This is a genomic window from Streptomyces sp. MK37H, from assembly GCF_018035285.1.
Classification (GTDB): domain Bacteria; phylum Actinomycetota; class Actinomycetes; order Streptomycetales; family Streptomycetaceae; genus Streptomyces; species Streptomyces endocoffeicus.
This window is the reverse complement of record NZ_JAAAYH010000059.1, coordinates 1-24,352: the sequence shown is the minus strand read 5'-3', so window position 1 is coordinate 24,352 and position 24,352 is coordinate 1. Positions and strand designations below refer to the sequence as shown.

At 70.1% G+C, this 24,352-nt stretch carries 22 protein-coding genes and 2 pseudogenes; 14 read left to right on the top strand and 10 right to left on the bottom strand.

Annotation, left to right across the window (positions count from 1 at the left end; all coding sequences use genetic code 11):
* Nucleotides 1-17: 17 nt before the first annotated feature.
* The 3 genes from GWI24_RS11740 to GWI24_RS11730 are packed head-to-tail and all read right to left on the bottom strand — an operon-like array spanning nucleotide 18 to nucleotide 3,530.
* Nucleotides 18-1,739, bottom strand: coding sequence for a glycosyltransferase family 39 protein (locus GWI24_RS11740; protein WP_308343620.1), 1,722 nt, complete (start codon nucleotides 1,737-1,739; stop codon nucleotides 18-20).
* A complete protein-coding gene (locus tag GWI24_RS11735) occupies nucleotides 1,729-3,024 on the bottom strand; it encodes a glycosyltransferase (RefSeq protein ID WP_210945853.1) in 1,296 nt (431 codons plus the stop codon). Before GWI24_RS11735 ends, GWI24_RS11740 begins: the two co-directional genes overlap by 11 nt.
* On the bottom strand, nucleotides 3,021-3,530 hold the full coding sequence (locus tag GWI24_RS11730; RefSeq protein WP_210945852.1) for a GtrA family protein: 510 nt from the start codon (nucleotides 3,528-3,530) through the stop codon (nucleotides 3,021-3,023). The genes GWI24_RS11735 and GWI24_RS11730 overlap by 4 nt, the downstream gene beginning before the upstream one ends.
* A 294-nt stretch (nucleotides 3,531-3,824) precedes the next feature.
* Here GWI24_RS11730 and GWI24_RS11725 point away from each other — a divergent pair, with 294 nt between their 5' ends.
* From GWI24_RS11725 to GWI24_RS46810, 5 genes and pseudogenes are all read left to right on the top strand, one after another.
* Nucleotides 3,825-4,985: a S8 family serine peptidase gene (locus GWI24_RS11725; RefSeq protein WP_247616221.1), complete on the top strand. Its 1,161-nt coding sequence runs from the start codon at nucleotides 3,825-3,827 to the stop codon at nucleotides 4,983-4,985.
* Nucleotides 4,986-5,003: 18 nt separating this feature from the next.
* Nucleotides 5,004-6,077: a glycoside hydrolase family 6 protein gene (locus tag GWI24_RS11720; RefSeq protein WP_210945850.1), complete on the top strand. Its 1,074-nt coding sequence runs from the start codon at nucleotides 5,004-5,006 to the stop codon at nucleotides 6,075-6,077.
* Between the two features lie 329 nt (nucleotides 6,078-6,406).
* A complete protein-coding gene (locus GWI24_RS11715; RefSeq protein ID WP_210945849.1) occupies nucleotides 6,407-6,754 on the top strand; it encodes a response regulator in 348 nt (115 codons plus the stop codon).
* Nucleotides 6,751-8,028, top strand: coding sequence for a glycoside hydrolase family 5 protein (locus GWI24_RS11710; protein WP_210945848.1), 1,278 nt, complete (start codon nucleotides 6,751-6,753; stop codon nucleotides 8,026-8,028). Before GWI24_RS11715 ends, GWI24_RS11710 begins: the two co-directional genes overlap by 4 nt.
* A 231-nt stretch (nucleotides 8,029-8,259) precedes the next feature.
* Nucleotides 8,260-8,670, top strand: a pseudogene (locus GWI24_RS46810) (signal peptidase II); the annotation flags it as partial.
* A gap of 151 nt (nucleotides 8,671-8,821) precedes the next feature.
* Here the strand turns inward: GWI24_RS46810 and GWI24_RS11700 are convergent.
* The 6 genes from GWI24_RS11700 to GWI24_RS11675 all read right to left on the bottom strand — a co-directional run bounded on the left by GWI24_RS11700 (nucleotide 8,822) and on the right by GWI24_RS11675 (nucleotide 14,584).
* On the bottom strand, nucleotides 8,822-9,295 hold the full coding sequence (locus GWI24_RS11700) for an anti-sigma factor (RefSeq protein WP_210945847.1): 474 nt from the start codon (nucleotides 9,293-9,295) through the stop codon (nucleotides 8,822-8,824).
* Nucleotides 9,292-9,837: an RNA polymerase sigma factor gene (locus tag GWI24_RS11695; RefSeq protein ID WP_037955421.1), complete on the bottom strand. Its 546-nt coding sequence runs from the start codon at nucleotides 9,835-9,837 to the stop codon at nucleotides 9,292-9,294. The genes GWI24_RS11700 and GWI24_RS11695 overlap by 4 nt, the downstream gene beginning before the upstream one ends.
* A gap of 133 nt (nucleotides 9,838-9,970) precedes the next feature.
* Nucleotides 9,971-10,783 carry a zf-HC2 domain-containing protein gene (locus GWI24_RS11690; protein ID WP_210945846.1) on the bottom strand — a complete coding sequence of 271 codons (813 nt, stop codon included), beginning with the start codon at nucleotides 10,781-10,783 and terminating at the stop codon, nucleotides 9,971-9,973.
* Nucleotides 10,780-11,376 carry a sigma-70 family RNA polymerase sigma factor gene (locus GWI24_RS11685; protein ID WP_075200395.1) on the bottom strand — a complete coding sequence of 199 codons (597 nt, stop codon included), beginning with the start codon at nucleotides 11,374-11,376 and terminating at the stop codon, nucleotides 10,780-10,782. The genes GWI24_RS11690 and GWI24_RS11685 overlap by 4 nt, the downstream gene beginning before the upstream one ends.
* A 166-nt stretch (nucleotides 11,377-11,542) precedes the next feature.
* The gene (locus GWI24_RS11680; RefSeq protein ID WP_210945845.1) at nucleotides 11,543-12,589 is read right to left on the bottom strand and encodes a rod shape-determining protein; all 1,047 of its coding nucleotides are present in this window, start codon (nucleotides 12,587-12,589) and stop codon (nucleotides 11,543-11,545) included.
* Nucleotides 12,590-12,895: 306 nt separating this feature from the next.
* Complete coding sequence (locus tag GWI24_RS11675; RefSeq protein ID WP_210945844.1) at nucleotides 12,896-14,584, bottom strand: bifunctional 3'-5' exonuclease/DNA polymerase; 1,689 nt, start codon at nucleotides 14,582-14,584, stop codon at nucleotides 12,896-12,898.
* 319 nt (nucleotides 14,585-14,903) lie between these two features.
* Here GWI24_RS11675 and GWI24_RS11670 point away from each other — a divergent pair, with 319 nt between their 5' ends.
* Both GWI24_RS11670 and GWI24_RS11665 read left to right on the top strand, forming a co-directional pair.
* Nucleotides 14,904-15,137: a DUF397 domain-containing protein gene (locus GWI24_RS11670; RefSeq protein ID WP_247616222.1), complete on the top strand. Its 234-nt coding sequence runs from the start codon at nucleotides 14,904-14,906 to the stop codon at nucleotides 15,135-15,137.
* Nucleotides 15,138-15,199: 62 nt separating this feature from the next.
* A complete protein-coding gene (locus GWI24_RS11665) occupies nucleotides 15,200-16,351 on the top strand; it encodes a site-2 protease family protein (RefSeq protein WP_210945842.1) in 1,152 nt (383 codons plus the stop codon).
* A gap of 36 nt (nucleotides 16,352-16,387) precedes the next feature.
* On the opposite strand, the gene GWI24_RS11660 is transcribed toward GWI24_RS11665, so the two are convergent.
* Entirely contained in the window at nucleotides 16,388-16,876 is a 489-nt protein-coding gene (locus GWI24_RS11660) for an ATP-binding protein (protein ID WP_210945841.1), read from the bottom strand.
* 304 nt (nucleotides 16,877-17,180) lie between these two features.
* On the opposite strand from GWI24_RS11660, the gene GWI24_RS11655 reads away from it, so the two are divergent.
* From GWI24_RS11655 to GWI24_RS45090, 7 genes and pseudogenes are all read left to right on the top strand, one after another.
* Entirely contained in the window at nucleotides 17,181-18,044 is an 864-nt protein-coding gene (locus GWI24_RS11655; protein WP_210945840.1) for a helix-turn-helix transcriptional regulator, read from the top strand.
* Between the two features lie 89 nt (nucleotides 18,045-18,133).
* Complete coding sequence (locus tag GWI24_RS11650) at nucleotides 18,134-19,591, top strand: aldehyde dehydrogenase family protein (protein WP_210945839.1); 1,458 nt, start codon at nucleotides 18,134-18,136, stop codon at nucleotides 19,589-19,591.
* A 137-nt stretch (nucleotides 19,592-19,728) separates the two neighbouring features.
* Nucleotides 19,729-20,295: a DinB family protein gene (locus tag GWI24_RS11645; protein ID WP_210945838.1), complete on the top strand. Its 567-nt coding sequence runs from the start codon at nucleotides 19,729-19,731 to the stop codon at nucleotides 20,293-20,295.
* Nucleotides 20,296-20,365: 70 nt separating this feature from the next.
* On the top strand, nucleotides 20,366-20,995 hold the full coding sequence (locus GWI24_RS11640) for a PadR family transcriptional regulator (RefSeq protein WP_210945837.1): 630 nt from the start codon (nucleotides 20,366-20,368) through the stop codon (nucleotides 20,993-20,995).
* 189 nt (nucleotides 20,996-21,184) lie between these two features.
* A complete protein-coding gene (locus tag GWI24_RS11635; RefSeq protein WP_210945836.1) occupies nucleotides 21,185-22,168 on the top strand; it encodes an ATP-binding cassette domain-containing protein in 984 nt (327 codons plus the stop codon).
* Entirely contained in the window at nucleotides 22,165-22,950 is a 786-nt protein-coding gene (locus tag GWI24_RS11630; RefSeq protein ID WP_210945835.1) for an ABC transporter permease, read from the top strand. Before GWI24_RS11635 ends, GWI24_RS11630 begins: the two co-directional genes overlap by 4 nt.
* A 75-nt stretch (nucleotides 22,951-23,025) precedes the next feature.
* A pseudogene (locus GWI24_RS45090) lies at nucleotides 23,026-24,352 on the top strand (hypothetical protein); the annotation flags it as partial.

Genomic DNA, 24,352 nt, shown 5'->3' with positions numbered 1-24,352 from the left:
ACCTCCTCTTCCCATGGCTACTGCACACGGTAGATTTCCAGCTTGATATTGCCCTGGGTTTCCGACCAGGCGCGGGTGGAATTACGCAGTGCCTGGAGAATCCAGTTCTCCCGGCCGTCGGAATTGTTGGTCATCATCGATTTGCGCATCTTGTTCGACATGATGATGTAGTCGACGTTCTGCCATTTCTTCTTGAAGAGCTTGTCGCGCACATCCGGGTCGGACGAGGCGTTCCAGTGGGAATGCGCGTACGGGTAGAACGGGCGTACATCATGCAGATCACCCCATAGGTCGTCGTCCATGATGATGCGCGAATTCGGCGGTACGTGCTTGCGCACCCAGGCGATCTGGGCATGCTGCATTCCGGTGAGGTTGATCTTGGACTGGTATTGGTCGGCGATCTGCGTACGGCCCTCGGTATTGGTGTGGACGAGATATCCGGAGGCCGGTGAGACCAGCAGCAGAAAGGCGACGAACGACGGCACGGCGACCCGGGTCAGGGAATGCGCGCCGCGTATGAACCGATTGGCGAACGAGCCCTTGAGCAGCCGGTCGGTGATCATGCCGATATTGAGCGCGAACATCGGGATCAGCGGGGTGACGTAGAAGTCCAGCACCACGCTGCCGCGCACCAGGTAGAAGGCGTATCCGAAGGCCAGCGTCCCGGCGATCAGGAAGCCCAGGTTGCGCCTGCGGTCCCGGGTGCCGATCCACAGGCACATCACCATCGCGCACACCCCGGCGATCAGCAGGAACTTGTCCCGGACCAGCCAGCTGGTCTGCAGCAGACCGGTGTGGCTGAAGAGGGTGCCCTGGTTGCGGTTGAGCTGCCACCACAGGGTGTAGAGCAGCGAGACATGGTCCGCGGGCGGGTTGTTCAGGTCGAAGTCGAAACCGCTCGGCAGCAGCTCGTTCTTGAGCAGTGCGTAGGTCAGATAGGCGCCGATCGGGGTGGCCGCGGCGAACGGCCAGAGGGTGCTGGTGAACCGGCTGCTGGCCGACCCCTTGACCCTTCGGTAGAGCAGATACATGAAGCTGGGCACGAAGAAGATCGCGTTCTCCTTGGTGATCAGGGCGATCCCCAGCGCCAGCCCGCCACCGAACACCGATCTGATGGTGACTTCTCGCCTGAGCAGCATGAACAGGCTCAGCAGCAGCCAGAGGATCATCAGGTTGTCCAGCAGGACCTGCCGCTGGAAGTAGACCGCGATCGGCGAGACGTTGAAGAGGAACGAGGTGACGGTGGCGGCCAGCACACTGCCGGACAGCCGCCGGGTGATCTCGAACAGCAGATAGACGGCGGCGACATGCACCAGCAGCATCAGGAACCGTCCGGTGTTGATCGCGTTCCCGAAGGTCTCGAACTGCTTCGGCAGCGGGAAGATCCACCCGGCCAGGGTGATCCAGCCCAGCGGGGCGTGGTCGTAGTCGTAGGTGTACGGGGACAGGCTGGTCTCCCGCACCACGGACCACGCCCGCTGCATGTAGATGCCCTCGTCGGTGAGGTAGAGGGGGTAGCGGAACAGGTGGTAGCCGTGGGTGAGCAGCCCGGTCAGCAGGGAGGCGACCAGGGCGATCCTGCCCTTGGTCCCCAGCGGCGGGAACCAGCCGCGCTCCACGGAGAACCGCGGGCGGCGGCGCGGACGCCGCGCGGGGGCCTTGGTGTTCTTGTCCGCCGCGATGTTCCGGCCTTCCGCGTCGACGGCCGCCGGCCGCGAGGGCGTGGGGTTATCCGACACGCGACTCCGCCTCCTCGGTGGTGGCCCGGTGGGCGCCTACGTGCTGTGTCTTCTCCCAGTCGTGGCGGCCGAGCATCTCCCGCCGCATGGCCCGCAGCGCGGCGTACGCCAGCACCATCTGGAAGGGGAACCAGGCGATGGCCATGCGCACGAGGGCCTTGGGCGAGGCCTCGAGGCCATGGGCGCTGGTGAACTCGTACAGACCGACCGCCTGGACCAGAAAGTGCGCGGCCAGCAGCAGAACGGGCAGATAGGAGCAGAGGGCGATCAGCACCGGCACCTTGAGGATCAGGATCATGCCGAGCGAGATCGGCAGATAGATGCCCAACAGCGCCTGCCCGCGCGGGAACGCCAGGACGTAGAAGGCGAGCCAGCGCTGTTTGCGCGTCGGCATCTTCTTCCATGTGCCCTTCTTCAGGGTCTGCATGAAGCCCTGGCTCCAGCGGGTGCGCTGCCGGATGAAGTGGCCGAGGGTCGGCGGGGTCTCCTCCTTGGTCACATACCGGTCGTCGTAGACGACGCGCACCCGCTCGCCCATGGCGGATATCCGCAGCCCCATGTCGGCGTCCTCGGTGAGGTTGCGGTCGTCCCAGCCGCCGAGCCGCAGCAGCAGCTCACGGGCGAAGAAGACGGTGTTGCCGCCGAGCGGGATCGAGCCGTAGTGGGCGTGGTAGTGCAGCCGGCTCTTGAACCAGAAGAAGTACTCCAGGACGTTGAGCGTCGAGTACCAGTTGGACTCGTAGTTCATCAGCTGCACACCGGCCTGCACCACCTTGACCTTCTCCTGCACCATCACGGTGTTCACCAGGGAGAAGATCTCGGGGTGGATGTCGTCCTCCGCGTCGAAGATCGTCACCACTTGGTTGGCGGTGTGCGGAAGGGCCGTGTTGAGGCCGTGCGGCTTGTTGATCGGCTTGTCGTCGAACACCACGACCCGCACGTTGTGCAGCCCTTTCCGCTTCAGGTCGTCGATCTTCTCCTCGGCCTTTTTGATCGTGCCGTCGTCGTCCTGTGAGCAGATCACGAAGACCTCCAGCAGTTCGGCCGGATAGTTGGCCCGCACCACGCGCTCGATGGTGCTCTGGATGACGTCTTCCTCATGCCGGGCGGGCAGCAGGACACTGAAGGAGATCTGGGGCGGCAGGAATTCATCCGGCGCCCGGGCCCTTCGTTCGGCATCCGCCCGGTCCCAGGTGTAGAGCATGAGATAGAGGACATGGGCCGACTGCACGGTGAGCAGGATCGAGACCACGATCAGCACCAGGTAGATGATGGAGACAATCATCGGCTCCGCCTCCCCCAGACCCAGCCGGTACTCGACGCGAAGTTGACCGCGAAAGCCGCCGCGATGCCGAGGCAATTCGCCAGCAGCAGATGCATTCCGGTGCGCACCAGTGACCAGACGATGAGCACATTGACCGCGAGTCCGCCCAGGACCGAGACATTGAACTTGATGAATCGTCCGAGAGACGGAGTGTCCACCGCGAAGGTCCACCGGTCGTTCAGCAGGTAGTTGTGAACGACGGCGATTTCCACCGCTATCGAGGACGCCACCAGCAGCGGCAGCCCGGCCCAGTGATAGAGGACGAAGAGGACCACCGTGTTCACGACCACACCGCCCCCGCCGACCACCGCGAAACGCAGGGCCAGACCGGGCATGCCCGCCATCGGGTTCCGGACCTGGCGGACTCGGAACAGCATTCCGGCCCGCCTGCGGGCATGACGGTCGGTGCTGTCCGCCTCTTCGCCCGGCTCTCCGGTGCGCTCGCTGAACGTTCGGAAACGCTGCATCGCGACTCCCTCGACAGGAGGCTCTTATCGCCGTTGACCCAAGAGTGCGTCACCCGAAAAGGAGGTAGTACCCGCGCCCGGGGGAGCCGGTGGTACACCTTCGGCGGACCCCTCCTGTCCCCCGTATTGGGGAGAGCCGGGGCCGGGGTATCCGGACCGGTCCCCCAAAGAAGGGACGGGACGCTCACCCTCTCGTGGGTGCCACTACCTGCGGGGGATGCCCAAAGATGAAATGGGCCGGACGGCCTTGCGTCCCGTGCGAGGAGAGTAGGTGACGTAATGTCAGGTCACGTGATGTCACGCCATCCATTCGCCGGCCGGGCCGGAGCGGTCATCGCCGTGATGACACTCGCACTGGCCACGCCGGCTGCGGCAAGTCATTCCGATTCGGGTGGGCTGCACGATTCCGAATGGGCGCTGACCGCGCTCAAGGCGGAGCGCGCCTGGAAATTCAGCAAAGGCGCCGGAGTGACCGTGGCGGTCATCGGCACCGGGGTCGACGCCTCCCATCCGGATCTGCGCGGCCGCGTGGTCCGCGGAAAGGATTTCGCGGGCGGCACCGGCGGCTACGGCACCCGGGACGGCGGCAAGACGGCCGAGCAGTCCACCCATGCCGCCGGAATCATCGCCGGCACCGGCCGCAATTACCGCGGCGACGGGGTGTACGGGCTCGCGCCCAAGGCCAAGGTGATGCCGCTCGGCGTCTACCGCGACGGAAAGCCCCTCGCCGATCCCACCGCGAAGGCCATCCGGCACGCGGTGGACCATGGCGTGCGCGTCATCGACCTGGCCGTCAACTTCAAGCGGCCGACCCCCGCGCTGCGGTCCGCGGTGAAGTACGCCGTCGACAAGGACGCCGTGATCGTGGCCGGTGCGGGCGACAACGGCAGGATCGGCAACCGGCCCACCTACCCGGCCGCCCTCCCCGGAGTGGTCGCCGTGGTGGCCACCGACAAGAAGGGCGCCGTCTGGACCTCCTCCCACCACGGCGGGAAGACCCTCCTGGCCGCCCCCGGCGTCGCCATCCTCACCACCTCCGGCGACAACGACTACTGGACGGGCGACGGCACCGGCTTCGCGGCGCCCTGGGTCGCGGCGGGCGCGGCGCTGCTGCGCTCGGAGCACCCCCGCTGGAACGCCAACCAGGTCGTCCAGAAGCTGATCGACACCGCCGACCGCAAGGGCTCATCGGGCCATGATCCGCGCTATGGGTACGGGGTGATCGCCCCGGCCAAGGCACTGGCGGACCGGGCCGCGCCCCCCGCCTCCGCCGAGTTCTCCGCGCCCCGCCGCCATTCGTCCGCCACCCCGGACGCCGCCGCCCCCAGAACCGAGGGGGATGAATCAGCCCTGGTCACGATAGGTGTGGTGGCCGGGGTCCTGGTGGTGCTCGCGATCCTGGCGGTGGTGCTCATCAGCCGCCGCAGGCCGCCCGACAACTCCCACCACGGCTGAGGCCGGGCAGGACTCGCCATGATCACGAAACTGTGCGGCCGCGGCCGCCGCCCCCGCCCGCCGGTGCGTGCCCGCACCTCCCGGTGGGCGGGGCGGGGCGTCGCCCAGCTGATCGTGATGGTGCTGGTGGTCGAGGTGGTGATGGCGGCGACCACCGTGCAGGCCCTGTTCATGGGCCCGGTGCGGCCGTCCGACACCAAACCGTCGCTCCCCGTGGCCAAGCCGTTCTTCCCGGCCACGACCCGCTTCTACGTCGACCCCCACAACCCGGCCGCGACCTGGGTGCGGGACCATCCGCACGACCGCCGGGCGACGGCCATCGCCCGGCGGATCGCCGCCGAACCCCAGGCCGCCTGGCTCACCGAGACCAATGAGTCCCTGATCGAGGAGCGGGCCCGCGACCTCGTCCGCACCGCCGCCGCCCAGCGACGGCTGCCGGTGCTGGTCCCCTACACCATCCCCCAGCGCGACTGCCAGCAGCTGAGCTCCGGCGGCGCCGGGGACACGGCCGCCTACCGACGCTGGAGCGAGGCCCTCACCCGGGGTATAGGGGACGGGCGCGCCATCGTCATCCTCGAACCGGACGCGCTGGCCCATATGAGCTGTCTCAAACGGCGGCAGCAGGCGGATCGGTTCGCGGCCCTGGCGTACGCGGCGCGGGCGCTCCAGCGGGGCGCGCCCCGCGCCCGGGTGTACTACGACGCCGGAAACTCCGGATGGCAGCCCGCGCGGACCATGGCCGAGCGGTTGCGGCGCGCCGGTATAGAGCGGTACGGGGACGGGATAGCGGTCAACGTCTCCAACTTCAACGCCACCGCGGACGAGGTGCGCTACGGGCTGTCCGTGATCCGGGAGCTGCGCCGGCCCCGGCTGGGGGTCGTGGTGGACACCAGCCGTAACGGGGCGGGGCCCACGCGTAAGCACAGCTTCTGCGATCCGCCGGGCCGCAAGCTGGGCAGGCCCCCCACCGCCGCCACGGGCATCCCCGGGGTCGATGCCTTCCTGTGGGTCAAGCAGCCGGGCCAGGCGGACGGCTGTGCCGCCGGTGCGGGGATGTTCGTCCCCCGCTACGCGTACCGGCTGACGCGCTGATCCCCTGACCCCCTCCTGGGCGCCGGTCACCCCGTGACCGGCGCCTTTTGCATGCCCTGAGGGCCCCCTGGGCGGCCTCCGAGCACCCCCTGAGAGCCTTCTGAGCGCCTCCTGAGCCCTCCGGACCACCCCCCCAAAACGGACATAACCCATATAAAACGGCCGAATTCTTCTACCTCAATTGAGGTAGGCGGAATTCGGCCGTTTGGTGTGCCCGGAAATCCCGCAATTGAGGTACGCAGATTTCAGCCAGGCGTACGGCGATTCCAACCGCGGTCACTACCTAATGTCGAGAAGCGAAAGGACAAGCCCCGAAGGAGCTCCCATCGATGCACAGAGTTCTCGTCGTGGAGCACCACCCATTGGTGTTGAGTGCTCTCGCCGATCTCGTTGTCGAGGAGCCCGGACTGGAGCTATCCGGAATTGCAGGATCGGCCCGAGAAGCAATTTCTCTGGTCCATCACATGCAGCCGGATGTGGTGCTGATCGACGTGGATGAGCCCAGCTGGCAAACGCAGCGGTTGGTCCGCCTGATCGGCGAACTCCTACCGTCCGCGCGGATTGTCCGGCTGACCGCAGTCTCCGACCCGCAGATGGAATGTCTGGAATCTCCGACGAACAACCCCAGCGTCCTGAAAACCGCAGTACCCGAATTGCTCAGGAGCCTCACCGAATGAATTCCCCCATGGACCAGAACAACGCCCCGACCACCGAGACCAAGCGTGCGCCGCGCTCGCAGCGTCTCCGCTTCGGTATCGCCGCGGCCGTCGTCGCTGCTGCTGCCGTGGGTGGCACCGTCACCGCCTTCGCGGTGAACGACTCCGATGGCCAGTCGGCCACCACCACCACCTCCGCCGCCGGTGCCAAGGCCTCCGGCGCGGGTGCCGAGGGCCCCCTGTCCACCAAGAAGGGCGACATCGTCGACTCCGACGGTAAGAAGGTCGTCCTGACCGGTGTGAACTGGTTCGGCTTCGAGACCGGCACCTACGCGCCGCACGGCCTGTGGACGCGTAACTGGGAGTCCATGCTGGACCAGATGGCCAAGCAGGGCTTCAACACCATGCGTCTGCCGTACGCGAACGACATGTTCAAGTCGTCCGCCAAGCCCGACGGCATCGACTACCACAAGAACCCCGATCTGAAGGGCCTCACCCCCCAGCAGATCATGGACAAGATCGTCAAGGGTGCCACCGACCGTGGTATCCGGGTGATCCTGGACCAGCACCGTCCGGACCAGTACGGCCAGAGTGAGCTGTGGCACTCCCAGAGCCTCTCCGAGAAGCAGTGGATGGACGACTGGGTCAAGCTGGCCAAGCGCTACAAGAACAACGACCGGGTGATCGGCGCCGACCTGCACAATGAGCCGCGTGGCCAGGCCACGTGGGGCGACGGCAACCCGAAGACCGACTGGCAGCTGGCGGCCACCAAGGCCGGTAACGCCATCCACAAGGTCAACAAGAACTGGCTGATCTTCGTCGAGGGTACGGACCGTCACAAGAACGAGCAGTTCTGGTGGGGCGGTGACCTCCAGGGTGTGAAGAAGCACCCGGTGAAGCTCAACGAGCCGAACAAGGTCGTCTACTCGGCCCACGACTACGGTCCGGGCGTCTACAACCAGAACTGGTTCATGGCGAAGGACTTCCCGAAGAACATGCCGGCCATCTGGGAGAAGCACTGGGCGTACATCAAGAAGCAGAACATCGCCCCGCTGCTGCTCGGTGAGTTCGGTGGTAAGAAGACCGCCGGTAAGAGCTCCGAGGCCGTCTGGCAGAACGCCCTGATGGACTACCTCAAGAAGCACCAGATCAGCTACACCTACTGGACCTGGAACCCGGACTCGGGCGACACCGGCGGTGTGCTGAAGAACGACTGGAAGACGATCGACAAGAACAAGATGAAGATGCTGGCCAAGTACCAGACGCCGCTCCTGGAGGCGAAGAAGGGGAAGTAAGTCGGAGTACCCCCTTCGGTACACCGCCGATGACCACATAGCTGATCACGGCGTTGGCAAGCAGCGAGGGCCCGCAGGCAGTGCCGCCTGCGGGCCCTCGTCTTTTCTCCCCTGGCGCCCGATAGCTCCGGATTCGTTCCGCCGGAAGGGAAGCGGGGCGGCTGCCCGGCGGGTTTCCCTCCCGGGCCGCGGACCGCGCCCGCGGACCGGCCCCCCACCCCAGGGAGGCCGATGATGAAGCCCCACCCGGCGACCGGCCGGCTGCTCTTCCCCCTGGTCGCGCTCGCCGTGATCGTGGCCGATCAGCTGAGCAAGGCGATGGCGCTGGCCGCCTGGAGCGGCACCGCGGGGCCGCAGGCCCGGTTCGGGCCGTTCTGCGCGCTGCTGGTGCGCAACACCGGAGTGGCCTTCGGGCTGGGCCAGAGCCGGCCCGCACTGATCGTGGTGATCACGCTCGCGGGCGCGGTGGCCACGCTGGGCGCGGCCGGTGCCGGGCTGCGGGTCCGCGGCCGGGGCGCGGCGCTGGGCCTGGGGCTGATCGCCGGGGGAGCGATGGGCAACGGCGCCGACCGGATGATCCGGTCGCCGGGGCCGCTGCGCGGCGCCGTCATCGACTGGATCACGCTGGACGCCCGCGGGCCGGTCTTCAACCTCGCCGATGTGGCTCTGATCAGCGGGACCCTGCTCACCGCGGCCCTGCTGCTGCGCAGACCCTCGCGGGCACGCGAGCGGGCCGTCGCGCTGCCCGGCCCGGGCACGAGCGGCCCGGGCACGGGGCTTGATCCGGTGGCCGTCAGCCTCCCGCCTTGTGCACCGCGCCCTGATCGGCGTCCCGATCCGCCCCCTGCGCCGTCCCGGGGACCGTCTCCGTCGGCATCGCCTCGGCCGGCATCGTCTCGTTCGGCATCGCCTCCGGCGGCACCGTCTCCGTCCCCGGGATCGGCTCCTGCGGCGCCCCCTCCGTCCCCGGCTCCCGGCTCTCCCGCTCCGCGACGGACTCCGCGAAGTCCCTGAGCCGGTCCAGCACCGCCTCGTCGATCGTCGCGCGGGCGGCCAGCGCCTCGCTGATCCGCTGGTAGACGGCGAGCTCCCGGGCGCAGCGGTGGCACTCGGCCACATGGGTGCGCACCCGGGCCGCGGCCGGGGCGTCCAGCTCCCCGTCCAGATATGACTGGAGCATCGGCGCGCCCAGGGGACATCGTGTGGTCCGGAGCCGTCCGGTGGTCCGCGTGGTCCCCGTGGTCCGCCACCATGTCCATCTGCTCATGCGCCACCTCGCTCCGATTCCACTCCCGCGGCCAGCAGCTGGTTCCGGATCCGCTTGCGGGCCCGGTGCAGCCTGCTCATCACCGTCCCCTTGGGGACGTCCAGCACCTGTGCGGCCTCCGCGTACGACAGCCCGTCCACATGCACCAGCCGCACCACCTGCTGGTCCCGCAGCGGAAGCGCCGTGAACGCGGCGTCCACGGCCTCGTCGAACGTCGTGTCCACCACCAGCTCCTCCGGCGTCGCGTCCCGGGCCGGGACCAGCCGCTCCAGCTCCGTGTCCGGATCGTCGAGCAGCCGGGGCCGGCGCTGGCGGCGCCTGCTGACCTCCGCATGCCGCATGATCGTCAGCAGCCAGGCCCGTGGATGTCTCCCGTCAAAACGGCCGACTGCCCGGTACGCCCGTAGTAACGTGTCCTGCACGAGATCCTCGGCGTCGGCTCGCTGGGTGGTCAGTGACATGGCCACGCGCAGCAGCACCTCGACCTCGGGCAGCACATATTGAGCGAACATGCGCTGCTGATGGGCGTCCGGGTCAGCCACGGAGTGCCTCCTCGGATCCGGACCCCCCGGGAACGCGAAGCACGACATATCACACTCTGTGTAACATCTCGCTCACCGCGCCGCATGGGTTGATCGGCGATCCGAGTGGCAGGTCGGACGTTCGGGTGGCAGATCAGACGTTCAGGGAGACCAGGCGCTTTCCGTCGGCCGTACGGACCTCGAAGCGTTCGATGTCGGAGCGCTTCATGCCCGCGCCGCCGTGCGCCCACAGCGGACCTCTCGCCTCCGCCTTGGGGCTGTCCTCGATCCCGTAGCCCCACTCGGGCACGGACCAGGTCATCATCGTCTGCTCATGGCCGTCCTTGGAGACCGCGATCAGGCTGCAGTCCAGAGGGCCCTTGAGGTTCTTCAGCCGGAGGACGGCGTCGGTGCCCCACATCTTGTCCTCCAGCGCGACCGCCGCGTCCACCTTGGTGTCCGGGTCGGTGCCCCGCACCTTGTCGGGCATTCCGGCGAAGAGGGCGCTCTCGCTGGGGGCGGCCGTGACGGAGCTGTCCGAGCCGCCGGAGGTGACCGCGATCGTGCCGACCGGACCGCCGACGATCAGCACGGCCGCCGCCGCGACCAGGTACAGACCGCGCCGCCGCCGCTTGGCGCGGGACGCGGCGACCTCGCCGACCATCCGGTTGAACAGTGCCGGACCGGGGCGCGCGGTGAGGGTCTCGATGGCGTTGGGAGTGGCGCTGAAGGCATGCGGAGTGTGGCCCGTGAGCTGGGTCCGCCCGGGGCTGCCGTGGATCCCGGGGACGTCGGCGGCCAGATCGGCCAGCAGCGGTTCCAGTCCGGTCAGCTCGTCCAGCTGCCGTCCGCACTGGTCGCAGCCGGCCAGATGCTCCTCGAAATAGGTGGCGTCCGCCTCGTCGAGCACGCCGAGCACATACGCGCCAACGGCGTCATGTCCCGGGTGGTGCGTCTGCGCTGTCATGCCGTAACTCCTCTCTCCTCGAGCGCGAGCTTCATCGAGCGCAGCGCGTAGAAGACCCGGGACCGTACCGTCCCGCTGGGTATGCCGAGGGTCTGGGCCGCCTCGTTGACGGTCCGCCCCTTGAAGTAGGTCTCGACCAGCACCTCGCGATGGGCGTCGCTGAGATCCTGCATCGCGTCGGTCAGGGTCATGAGCCGCAGTGCACGGTCGATCTCGTCCTCCGCGGGCATGAGTTCCAACGGGGAGGGGTCGACCTCCTGCGGCCGGGCCTGCCGGCTGCGGTGTCCGTCGATCACGATCCGCCGGGCGACGGTGACCAGCCAGGGCCGGATGGAGCCGGTGGCACGGGACAGCTGGTCGGCGTTCCGCCAGGCGCGCACCAGGGTCTCCTGGACGACATCCTCCGCACGGTGCCGGTCGCCCGCGACCAGCCGCAGTACGAACGCGAGCAACGGCCCGGCGTGCTCCTGGTAGAGCGCGCGCATGAGCTGCTCGTCCGGCGTACCACGCCTGGATCTTGACGGACGCTCATCGGCCACGGCGGCGTCGTCGTGCACCTGAACCTCCAGGACCTGACCTGAGTTGGACAACATCAACGGACGACTCCCGGTCTGAGCCCCGGGGGGGATCGGCGGCCATGTCGGCCTCTTCCCCCTTCACTACGCATGGGGGGAGGCAGCCGCTCAACGCGTCACGAAGAATTTCCGATCAGGGGTCAGGGGGTCAGGGGGCAGGAGTCAGGTACGGACGTGGAAGGGGTCAGGAGACCATCGCGTCCAGCAGCAGGGGCTGCACCTTGCCGTCGAGCATCGCGCCGAGCCCCTCGACCGCGCAGACGTCGGGGTGGTCGGCGATGTTCAGCGGCATCCCGGTGGCCTCGCGCAGCATCGTGTCGAACCCGGGCAGCACCGCGCTGCCGCCCGCCAGCATGATGCCGCGGTCGGCGAGGTCGGCCACCAGATCGGGCGGACAGCGGCGCAGCACCGTGCCGATGGCGTCCAGCACCCCGGTGAGCGGGGTGCGGATGGCGGTCCGTACGCCCTCGACATCGATCCGTACGGTCCGGGCTAGCCCCGTGGCCACGTCCCTGCCGTGCACCTCGGTGCTCTGTACGGCCGGGGTGCCGTTCGCGCTGCCCACGCTGTCCTTGACGATCAGATGCAGCGGGCGGACGGCCTGGCTGGGCAGCATCAGCGCATGCTCGTTGCGCAGATGCTGGACGACGGCGTGATCCACGGTCTCGCCGCCCACCGGCACCCGCTCGGCGGCCACGATCGAGCCCAGCGACAGGACCGCCACCTGGGTGGTGGCCGCGCCGCACACCACGATCATCGTCGCCTCGGGCCGTTCCACCGGCAGACCGCAGCCCACGGCGGCGGCGATCAGGGTGTCCACCAGCTCGACCCGCTTGGCGCCGATCCCGGTGAGCGTCTCCACGGCGGCGCGCTGGGCGAGCGGGTCGGCGTCGTGCTGTACGCAGACGGCGGCGCTCGCCAGCGGGCGGCGCCGCCAGGCGCGCCGCAGCTTGTTGCCCAGCAGCAGCCGCAGCATCCGCTGGGCCATCTCGATGTCCACGACGGTGCCGTTGGAGACCGGCCGGACGACCCGGATGTGCGCGGGCGTCCGCCCGGTCATCCGCTGCGCCAGCGTGCCGACCGCGATCAGCCCGCCGGTGTGGGTGTTCACGGCGGCCACGGTCGGCTCGTCGACGATGAGCCCGGTGCGCCTGAGGTAGACGCGCGTCCTGGCCGCGCCGAGGTCGACGGCGATGGAGCAGCGGCGCAGTGCCTCGAGGCTGATGGTCATGGCAGGTCTCCCCTGTGGGCGGCGTGGCGGGCCGCCGCCCGGCGGCCCTCCGCTCTCATCGTGTGGGGACGATCAGGCCCGCTGCCCGTGGGGCTGAGCCGGTCGGGGGAGCGACTGCCCCCTGGGCTCTGTGCGGTGGATCGTCGTGGGCCCGCGACGCCTGGCACGGAGCTCCCCTCCGGCGACGGCTGGACCGCTGGGGCTGCCCCCGCATCGGATGCCGGATGCCCCGGGCGTCAGCCGCTGATGTCGCAGGCGCGAAGATCCACCGGACAGGACCCGGCTCCCGGACAGGACCCGGGCCGCCTACTTCGCGTCCGCGTAGCACTCCACCGCCGCCATGGTGAAGGGGAACCGCACCGGGGTCGGCCCGAAGGCGATCCGGCCGGCTGTCCCGCCAGCCTCGGCGATCGCCTCCCGGACCGCGTCGGCCTCGTCCTCGGGGCAGTGCACGATCACCTCGTCGTGCTGGAAGAAGACGATCTCCGCGCGCAGCCCCGCCCCGGTCAGCGACCGCCGCAGCGCGGCGAGCATCAGCAGGGCCCAGTCGGCGGCGCTGCCCTGCACCACGAAGTTCCGGGTGAAGCGGCCCCGGGCGCGGGCGCTCGCCGTGCTGCCGTACGACGGCTCCTCCTGGTCCCGCGGCAGCCCCGCCTCGTCGGCCGTCTCCTCGGCGGCGCCGCCCGCGGGCGGGCAGGTACGGCCCAGCCAGGTGCGCACCAGCCGGCCCTCCTCACCCGCGCGGGCCGCCTCGTCCACATACGCCACCGCCGCCGGGAAGCGCCGCCGCAGGGCCGCGAGATGCTTCAGGCCGTCGCCGGAGGTCTGGCCGTAGACCGCGCCCAGCAGCGCCAGCTTGGCCTGGTCGCGCCGACCGGAGAAGGCGCGGTCGGACAGCGTCGCGTACAGGTCCCGGCCGCTGCCCGCGACCTCCATCAGCCCGGGGTCGCGGGAGATCGCGGCGAGCACCCGGGGCTCCATCTGGTCGGCGTCGGCCACCACCAGCCGCCACCCCGGATCGGCCACCACCGCGCGCCGCACCACCTTGGGGATCTGGAGCGCCCCGCCGCCGTTGGTGGTCCAGCGGCCGGAGACGGTGCCGCCGGGCAGGTACTCGGGGCGGAAGCGGCCCTCGCGCACCCAGGACTGGAGCCAGGCCCAGCCGTGGGCGGTGTGCAGCCGGTAGAGCTTCTTGTAGCGCAGCAGCGGCTCCACCGCGGGGTGGTCGATCCGCTCCAGCTCCCAGGCGCGGGTCGAGCCGAGGGCGATGCCCGCGCGGGCGAACGCCTTGACGACCTCGGCGGGCAGATCGGGCCGCACCCGGGTGCCGAAGGCGCGCGACACCTCGTCGGCCAGCTCGGCCAGGCGCCGCGGCTCCAGACCGCCCGGATAGCGCTCGCCGAGCAGCTCGTCCAGCAGCTCCCGGTGGCGGTCGGCGCGCCAGGGCACCCCGGCGCGCCGCATCTCGGCGGCGATCAGCATCCCGGCCGACTCGGCGGTGGTCAGCAGCCGCATCCGGTCCGGATGCTCGGCCGCGTCGGTACGGACCAGCTGGCCCGCGTACACCTCGAGCAGCGCGTCCAGCGGATCGGTGCCCGGCGGCAGCGGCGGCGGACCGGGCTCGAACAGCGACGGCTGGCCCCCGGCCGCCCGGGGCGGCGGGTCCTCGGGGACGGGCAGCCCGCGCAGCCGCGCCCAGGCGGCGGCGAGCGAACGCGGTGCGCCCGAGCGCCCCTCATGGCCGAGGAGCAGCGCCTCGGCCGCCTCGATATCATAGGCCCGCTCGACCCGGGCCCCGGCGGCCAGCAGCCGTGGATAGACCTCGGCGGTGGACCGCCACACCCATCGGTCGGCCTCGGGGCGGGACCGCACGGCCTCGGCGATCCCGCCCTGCTCCGCCGTGATCTCGACGACCGGTCCGGCGGCCTTTCCCCCGGGGTCGAGCGGGCAGAGACGAACACCCCCGTGGTCCGTCTCCGCCGCCGCCCATCTCATGCCCGGGATTCTGGCAGGGGGGTCTGACATCGATGCTGATACTCAGCTTCCGGTGACGAGGCCGGCTCAACCCGGAGGGGGACCCGGACGTCATTCATGACGACTGCTCTTCTTCACTCCGGGCAGAAGATCCCGGGTGTCGGGTGATCATGCCGATACGCATGGTGCACGTGCATCTGCTTGTGCATCTACCTGCGCATACGCGAATGCATTTGCCCATGCATTCGCAAAGGAACGCAGCTATGATCCCGGACAGTTGACAGCTGCATCGCATGCACGAATGTGGAGAAGCCCTGTGCGCGACCACCCCTACAACGGCATGGCGGCCGCGGACCTCCGGGGAGTCGTCTGGCAGAAGAGCAGACACAGCAACTCCCAGGGGTCGTGTGTCGAGTTCGCCAAGCTGCCCGGTGGGGACGTGGCCGTCCGCAACTCCCGGTTCCCCGACGGACCGGCGCTGATCTACACCCAGGCCGAGGTCGAGGCGATGCTGCTCGGGGCCAAGGACGGCGAGTTCGACCATCTGGCGCACGATCCGGCAGGTCTGGGCTGATCGCCGCGGACGCGCGACACTGGTAGTGGCGATCGGGGGGACCCGACCCATGTGAGACGGCGATGAACGGCTCGGTCCGTGTCGGACGTGTACTCGGGGTACCACTGCGGATGCACTGGAGCGTCCCGGTGCTGATCGTGCTGCTCGCCTACGGGCTCGGCCACGAGACGCTGCCCGCGTGGACCCCCGGCCGGACCGGCGCCGTCTACGCCGGCGCCAGTGTCGTGGGCGCCGTACTGCTGATGGGCAGCCTGCTGCTGCACGAGGCCGCGCACGCGGTCGCCGCCCGCAGAAGGGGCGTCTCGGTGGAGGACGTGACGCTCTGGGCGCTTGGCGGCATGACCAAGATGGGACGGCCCCGCACCGCCGGGGTCGCGTTCTGGGTGGCCGTCATCGGGCCGCTCACCAGCCTGGTCATCGGCGGTGTCGCGGTCGGCGCGGGGATCGGGGTGCACGCGCTCACCGGATGGGGAGTGCCCACGGCCGTGCTGATCTGGCTGGGCTGGGCCAATCTGCTGCTGGGCGTCTTCAATCTGCTGCCCGCCGCGCCGCTGGACGGCGGACGGGTGGTGCAGGCGGTGATCTGGTGGCGTACCGGGGACCGGGAGCGCGCCGAGCGGGCGGCGGGGCGCAGTGGCCAGATCCTCGGCGTGGTGCTCATCGCCGTCGGCTGGATCTCCTTCCTGCGCGGGAACAACGGCGGGCTGTGGCTCTCGCTCATCGGTCTCTTCATGGTGATCATCGCCAACGCGGAGCGGCAGCGGGCCGGGGTCAACACGGCGCTGCGCGGGGTGCGGGTGGCGGACGCGATGTCGGCGCCGGTGGCCGCGGGGGCCGACTGGCTGACCGTGGAGCGGTTCATCGACGAGGTGGTGGCCCGCGCCAGGCATTCGGTGATGCCACTGCTGGACTTCGAGGGACGGCCGAGCGGGGTCGTCCAGCTGCGCGCGCTCGCGGCGGTGCCGTCCGAGGCCCGGGAGGAGCGGCGGGTGCGCGATGTGGCGATACCGCTGGCACGGTGCACCGTGGCCGACCCCGATGAGCTGCTGAGCGAGGTGCTGGAGCGGGCGCGTCCGGGTGGCGGCGCGCTGCCGGTGCTGGTGGTGGACCACGGGCAGCTGGCGGGGATCGTCACGATGCACGATGTGAACCGGCTCTTCCAGCTGCACGGCCTGGGCATCACCACGGCCCTGCCGGAGTCCACCCGCCCGTGAGGGGCGGTGGCGCTCGAGACGGGTGGTGGCGTATCCCTACGCGTCGGGGAGCCGGAAGACGGCCCAGACGATCTTGCCGCGTGGGGTGCCCGCCAGCGGCTGCCAGCCCCAGCCGTCCGTGAAGGACTCCACCAGATGGAGCCCGCGCCCGGACTCCTCGCCGCAGCCCGCCTCGCCGGCCACCGGCCCCACCTCGCTGGGGTCGCGTACGGCGCACACCAGCCGTGAGGGGCCGCGCATCAGATGGAGCCGCACCGGCCGCTCCGGTGCACCGGCCCCTCCGGCGCCGGACAGGGCGTGCCGGAGGGCGTTGGTGACCAGTTCGGAGACGACGAGCGCCACTTCGTCGAGGAGCTCCGGGATGTTCCACTGCCGCAGGGTGGAGCCGGTGAACTGCCGGGCCCCCTTGACCGCTTCATAGCGGGCGGGCAGGGCGCAGGAGACAGATCCGGAGACGGCGGAGGGATCGATGGCGGCAAGCCCTTGCCACAAGGGTTCCAGCAGGGTCGAACCTTCGCTCCCCATGCGAGCACTCCTGCATCCGTTGCCGTGACGAACTCTGGCCAGATTTCGTACCAGCTAGCACGTGCGCACACCCTATGGTTCCGAATGCGCACGTCAGATGCAAGGGCAAATGCACGTGCACGCGGATCAGTTGGTCCGATCCGATGGGCTTTGCTGGGATTTCTGACTCCGTACACTGGCGTCATCATCGGGTTGAGTAACGACGCGCCTACGGCGTGAAGCCCGATCAGTGGCAGACTTCGCCCTCAGGGGCCGCGGGGGCGCCGTTCGCAAGGATGCTTTCCGTACAGGGAGGATCGCGGAAATGGCCGCAGGCGAGTCGAGTGGATCGGTGGTGCGCCGCATCCTCCTGGGCTCTCAACTCAGGCGGTTGCGCGAGGAGCGCGGCATCACCCGCGAGGCGGCGGGCTATTCGATCCGGGCTTCCGAGTCCAAGATCAGCCGGATGGAGTTGGGCCGGGTGAGCTTCAAGGCGCGGGACATCGAGGATCTGCTGACGCTGTACGGAGTCACCGACGACGCGGAGCGCGCGGCACTGCTCGGGCTCGCCCGCGAGGCCAATGTCGCCGGGTGGTGGCACAGCTACGGCGATGTGCTCCCCGGCTGGTTCCAGACCTATGTCGGCCTGGAGGGCGCCGCCTCCGATATCGCCTGCTACGAGGTCCAGTTCATCCACGGGCTGCTGCAGACCGAGGGCTACGCCCACGCCGTGGTCACCCGCGGTCAGCCGCAGGCGTGCTCAGATGAGGTGGACCGGCGGGTGGCGCTGCGGCTGGAGCGGCAGAAGCTGCTGGTCTCCGAGCGCGCCCCGGCGTTCCATGTGGTCCTGGACGAGGCCGCGCTGCACCGTCCGTACGGCGGGCGCGGCGTGATGTCCGCCCAGCTGCGCCATCTGGTCACGGTCTCCGAACAGCAGAACGTGACGCTCCAGGTGATGCCGTTCGCCTTCGGCGGACACGCGGGGGAGAGCGGGGCGTTCACCCGGCTGCGCTTCCCGGAGTCCGACCTCCCCGACATCGTCTATCTGGAGCAGCTCACCAGCGCGCTCTATCTGGACAAGCGCGATGAAGTCTCGCAGTACGAGCGGGTGTTGGAGCGGCTCAGCGCGGACAGCCTCTCTCCTGAGGAGAGCCGGGATTTGCTCCGGGGGCTCCTTCGCGAAGCATGACCCGTCAGTAGGATGACGTCCTGTCGAAATACCCCCCACACGTGCGCGGCTGTCGGGGACCGGCACCGCGTCCTGCAGATAGGGATGGCATGTCCTACTTCTCCGAGTTGGCCCTTCAGTTCATCGACGGCGAGTGGCGCGGCGGAAGCGGTTCCTGGGACATCGTCGACTTCAACCCCTACAACGGGGAGAAGCTGGCCTCCATCACCGTGGCGACCGTCGAGGAGGTGGACCTGGCCTACCGGGCGGCCGAGCGGGCGCAGCCGGAGTGGGGCGCCACCAACCCCTACGCCCGGCGGACGGTGTTCGAGCGGGCGCTGCGGATCATCGAGGACCGGGAGAAGGAGCTCACCGAGACGATCATCGCGGAGTGCGGCGGCACCCATGTGAAGGCGGGCTTCGAGCTGCACCTCGCCAAGGAGTTCCTGCGCGAGGCGATCCATCTGGCGCTGCGGCCCGAGGGCCGCATCCTGCCGTCGCCGGTGGACGGCAAGGAGAACCGCCTCTACCGGCTGCCGGTGGGCGTGGTCGGCGTCATCAGCCCGTTCAACTTCCCCTTCCTGCTGTCGCTGAAGTCGGTGGCCCCCGCGCTGGCCCTCGGCAACGCCGTCGTCCTCAAGCCGCACCAGAACACCCCGGTCTGCGGCGGCGGTATGGTCGCCAAGATCTTCGAGGAGGCGGGGCTGCCCGCCGGGCTGCTCAATGTCGTGGTCACCGACATCGCGGAGATCGGCGACGCCCTGATCGAGCACCCCATACCGAAGGTGATCTCCTTCACCGGCTCCGACAAGGTCGGCCGGCACGTCGCCACCGTGGCCGCCTCCCACTTCAAGCGCACGGTCCTGGAACTGGGCGGCAACAGCGCGCTGGTCGTGCTGGCCGACGCCGACCTGGACTACGCGGTGGACGCGGCCGTCTTCAGCCGCTTCGTCCACCAGGGGCAGGTCTGCATGGCGGCCAACCGGGTGCTGGTGGACCGGGCGGTCGAGCGGGAGTTCACCGAGAAGTTCGTGGCCAAGGTGGAGACCCTGAAGGTGGGCGACCCGGTCGACCCCACGACCCATATCGGCCCGCTGATCAACGAGGGCCAGGCCGAGGCGATCACCCAGCTCGTCGACCAGACGATCGCCGAGGGCGCCACCGCGCTGGTGCGCGGGCACACCGAGGGCACCCTGATGGGGCCGACCGTGCTCAGCGGGGTCCCGGCGGGCTCGGCGATCCTCGGCCAGGAGATCTTCGGCCCGGTGGTGACGCTGATTCCGTTCGACGGCGACGACGAGGCCGTACAGATCGCCAATGACACCGACTACGGGCTCAGCGGGGCCGTGCACACCGCCGACATCGAGCGCGGGGTGCGGTTCGCCCAGCGGATCCACACCGGCATGATCCATGTGAACGACAGCACGGTCCACGACGAGCCGATCGTGCCGTTCGGCGGGGAGAAGCACTCCGGTCTCGGCCGGCTCAACGGGGAGTCGATGATCGAGGACTTCACCACCACCAAGTGGATCTCCATCCAGCACGGCCGGAGCCAGTTCCCGTTCTGAGGCAGTAAGAGACGGAGTCCTGGAGGCAGTGAGAGACGGGGTCGGCTCGCGGACAGAAGCTGACCGCAAGCCTCCATAACGTGGGGTTCATCGAAGGGCGCCGCACCCGGGCGCCCTCCAGATGAGAGGCGGCAGCCATGCCCGTGATCGTGAACCCCGAGGCCTGTCAGGACGAGTGCGGCGCGCTGCTGGCGTACCTGGACGCACAGCGCGGCGGCATCCGGCGCTCGGTGTACGGCCTGACCGAGGAGCAGGCCCGCAGCGTCCCCAGCGCGAGCGTGCTCTCGCTGGCCGGGGTGCTCAAGCATGTGGTCGTGGGCGAGCGCGGCTGGCTGCGCGTCCTCCAGGGCAAGGTGGGGGACCCCAGGGACGAGATGGCCCAATGGGAGCACACCTTCGAGCCCACCGAGGACGAGACGGTGGAGGCGCTGCTCGCCCTGTACGACGAGGTGGCCCGCGAGACCGAGGAGGCCGTACGGGCCCTGCCGTCGCTGGACGAGACGTTCGAGGCGCTCCGGCTCCCCTGGGACGAGGGCGGCACCCGCACCTGGCGCTGGGCGGTCCTCCACCTGATCGAGGAGGTGGCCCGGCACGCCGGTCACGCCGACATCATCCGCGAGACGATCGACGGCAAGGGCGCCTTCGACCTCGTCTTCGAGACGGGGGCGATGCCGGAGCCCGACTGGTCGGTCCTGGAGCGGTGATCCGCCCGGTCCGCCGACCCCCTAGCCTGGTCATCGCGGGGGTCGGGACCAGGATGGAGACGAGCGGGCGATGTCAGCGATCCGGCTGCTGGTGCTGGGGGCCGTGCGCCAGCACGGGCGGGCGCACGGCTATCAGGTCCGTAACGACCTGGAGTTCTGGGGCGCGCACGAGTGGTCCAACGCCAAACCCGGGTCCATTTACCACGCGCTCAAGCAGATGGCGAAGCAGGGGCTGATGCGCGCGCACGACGTCGCGCCGAGCACGGTCGGCGGGCCGCCGCGGACCGAGTACGAGCTGACCGAGGCGGGCGAGGAGGAGTACTTCCGGCTGCTGCGGGAGGCGCTGCTGCGCCATGACCAGAAGATCGACGAGCTGACGGCCGGGGTGGGTTTCATCGTGGACCTGCCCCGGGACGAGGCGATCGCCCTGCTCAAGCGGCGGGTGGCGGCGCTGGAGGAGTGGCGGGCCGAGGTGACCCGGCACTGGACGCCACCGGACGGCACCCTCAAGGAATGGGGCCATATCGGCGAGATCATGAAGTTCTGGGTGCACTCCGCGGACAGCGGGGCGGAGTGGACACGTGGACTGATCGAGCGGCTCGAGGGCGGGGCGTATGTGATGGCGGGCGAGGGGGAGCGCTCGGTGGAGGTGCTGCCGGACGGCGTCACCAACCCGTACGCCGCGCCGGGCGCGGACTGAGGCACTGAGGCTGAGGCACTGAGGCTGAGGCACTGAGGCTGAGGCACTGCCATGCCGATCGAGGGCGGCTGACGGCCACCCTTGCGTTAATCAAGTTTGACTAGCTGAGGTTCGGGCAGTACCTTCCGGCGTGCGTAGTCAAACTTGACTACGTGGCGCGGAGAAGAGTGTGAGGGAGAGGGGAAGACCTTGGCCGACAGCGATCCCGCGATCGTCGTCGAGGGGCTGCGGAAGACCTACCGGGACAAACAGGCCCTCGCCGGACTCGACCTGACCGTCCCGCAGGGCACCGTGCACGCCGTGCTCGGCCCCAACGGCGCGGGCAAGACCACCTGCGTACGGATCCTGGCCACCCTGCTGCGGCACGACGGCGGCCGGGCCGAGGTCGCCGGGTACGACGTGCTGCGCGACCCCGACGAGGTCCGCTACCGCATCGGACTCGTCGGCCAGCACGCCGCGGTGGACGAGGAGCTGAGCGGACGGCAGAACCTGGAGATGTTCGGCCGCCTCTACCACCTGGGCGGCCGCCGGGCGGCCGCCCGTGCGGACGAGCTGCTGGAGCGGTTCGGCCTCGCCGGAACCGGCACCAAAGCCGTCGGCCGGTACAGCGGCGGGATGCGCCGCAGGCTGGACCTCGCGGCGAGCCTCATCATGCGGCCACGGATCCTCTTCCTGGACGAGCCGACCACCGGGCTCGACCCCCGGGGCCGTACGGAGGTGTGGAACGCGGTCCGCTCGCTGGTGGACGGCGGTACGACCGTGCTGCTCACCACGCAGTACCTGGAGGAGGCGGACCAACTCGCCGACCGCGTCTGCGTGATCGACGGCGGACGGGCCATCGCCGACGGGACCGCCGACGAGCTCAAGGCCCGGCTCGGCGGGGACCGGATCGAGGTGGTGCTGCGCGACGCGGGTCAACTGCCCGCCGCCGCCTCGGTCGTGACCACGGCGACCGGCGCTGCCGAGGTCGAGACCGACCCCGACCGGCGGCGGCTCGGCGCGCGGGTCACCGACCGGGTGGCCGCGCTGACGGAGACCGTAAGGGCGCTGGCGGCGGCCGGGATCGAGGCGGAGGACATCGTGCTGCGCCGCCCCACGCTCGACGAGGTCTTTCTGCACCTGACCGGGGAGCCGGCCACGGCGGGCGCCGCTGAAGAGGAGATCTCCGTATGACGACCGCGACCCTCATCGACTCCTGGACCATGACCCGCCGCGGACTCGCCCACTGGGCCCGGCAGCCCGTCCAGGTGGCCGTCCAGCTGGTCTTCCCGGTGATGATGCTGGTGATGTTCGCCTACTTCCTCGGCGGCGGGATGACCGTCCCGGGCGGCGGCGACTACAAGGAGTACCTGGTGCCGGGCACGTTCGCGCTCACCATGGTGTTCGGCCTCGAAGGGACGATGCTCGCCATCACCCAGGACCTCAACAAGGGCGTCATCGACCGCTTCCGCTCGATGCCGATGGCCCGCTCGGCGGTCCTGGTCGGGCGCAGTGTGCTGGACATGCTCCAGTCGGCGCTCGGTCTGCTCGTCCTCCTCGGGGTCGGGCTCGCGATGGGCTGGCGCTGGCACGGCGGGCCCGGCGACGCGCTGCTCGCCGTCGGGCTGCTGCTGTGGCTGCGCTTCGCGATGCTGTGGCTCGGCATCTTCCTGGGCATGGCCGCCGGGCGCCCGGAGATGGTGCAGGCCGTCCAGATCCTGGTCTGGCCGGTGGGCTTCCTCTCCAACGTCTTCGCCTCGCCCGAGACCATGCCCGACTGGCTCGGCGCCCTCGCGGTCTGGAACCCGATGTCGGCGACGGCCACGGCGATCCGCGAGCTGTTCGGCAGCCCCGGGGGTGGCGGCGACTCCTGGGCCGCGGACCATGCCCAACTCCTCGCCGTCGGCTGGCCGCTGGCGCTGATCGCGGTCTTCCTCCCTGTCGCGGTGCGGCGTTACGGGAGGCTCAGCCGCTGACGGCGGCCCCCGGATCCGGATGCCGCGCCGGTCACACCTCCACCGGTCGTCGCCGGTTGCGGATACGGTGCAGGTATGGGGAACGACAGGTCGGGCACGGGGGCGGAGACGGTGAGCGGGCCCGGATACGCCCTGTTGCTCGCCGCCGGCCCGGCCGGCAAACAGCGACTGATGGACGCGGCCGCCGCGCTGCCCCAGCTCGCCGCCGTGCCACCGGCGGTGCTGCTGGGCACGCCCGGCGGCGCCAGCGTCGTCCAACTCGTCGACCCGGTCGACCCGCAGACCGTACTGACGCATCTGCGGACCGCCGCCGCGCACCCGGGCCCGGTGCTGGTCCATCTCGCGGGCCAGCTCACCCTCGACGCCAAACAGCGGCTGCCGCACCTGGCGTTGGCCCGTACGACCCCGAGGACCGCCCGCTACACGGCGCTGCCCTGGCACTGGCTGGCCGCCGAACTCGGCCGACGGCCGCCGGGCAGCACCGTCGTGGTCGCCGACCTGGTGGCCGATGAGACGGCCTGGCCACCGCTGAGCACCGCCGACCCGTCCGCCCTCGCGGCCGGACTGACCCTCTACGGCACGGTGGCACCCGCCCCGCCCAAGCGGCAGACGGCGACACCGGACTACAGCCGGGCGTTCGCCGGACTGCTGCGGTCCGCCCCCGAACGCCCGCCACTCGCACTGCTTCACCAGCGCGCCGCCATGGAGGCCGGGCTGGGCGCCGGCCCCGAGCTGCTCCTGGACGGCACTGGGCCGGGCGAGGCGTACCCGCCCCCGGACGCCGCCCCATGGGCTGGGCAGACAGGGCAGAGCACACCGCTCGGGGCAACCTGGCAGGCCGGACCGGCCGGACCGGCCGGACAGGCGGGGCCGACCGGGGCAACTGGACCGGGCGGGCAGACTGGACCGGCCGGGCCTGCCGGGCCGACCGGCGCAACCGCACCGACCGGAGCAGCCGGGCAGGTCGGATCGGCCGGACAGACCGGAGCAGCCGACCAGACCGGACCGAGCGGACCGAGCGGACCGAGCGGGCAGGCCGGTTCGACCGGGCAGGCTGGTTCGACCGGACAGACCGGAGCAGCCGACCAGACCGGACCGAGCGGACTGAGCGGTCAGGCCGGTTCGACCGGGCAGGCTGGATCGGCTGGGCAGGGCGGGCAGACCGGGGCTACCGGACCGATCGGGCAGGCCATGTCGGCTGGGCAGACGGCAGAGATCCGGCCGACCGGGCAGGCCGGGCCGAGCGGCGCAACCGGGCAGACCCGGGCAGTCGACCAGACCGGACCGACCCGGGCAGCCGACCAGACCGGACCGACCGGGGCAGCCGGGCCGACCGGGGCAGCCGGGCCGAGCGGACCGACCGGGGCAGCCGGGCCGAGCGGACCGATCACGCAGGCCGGAC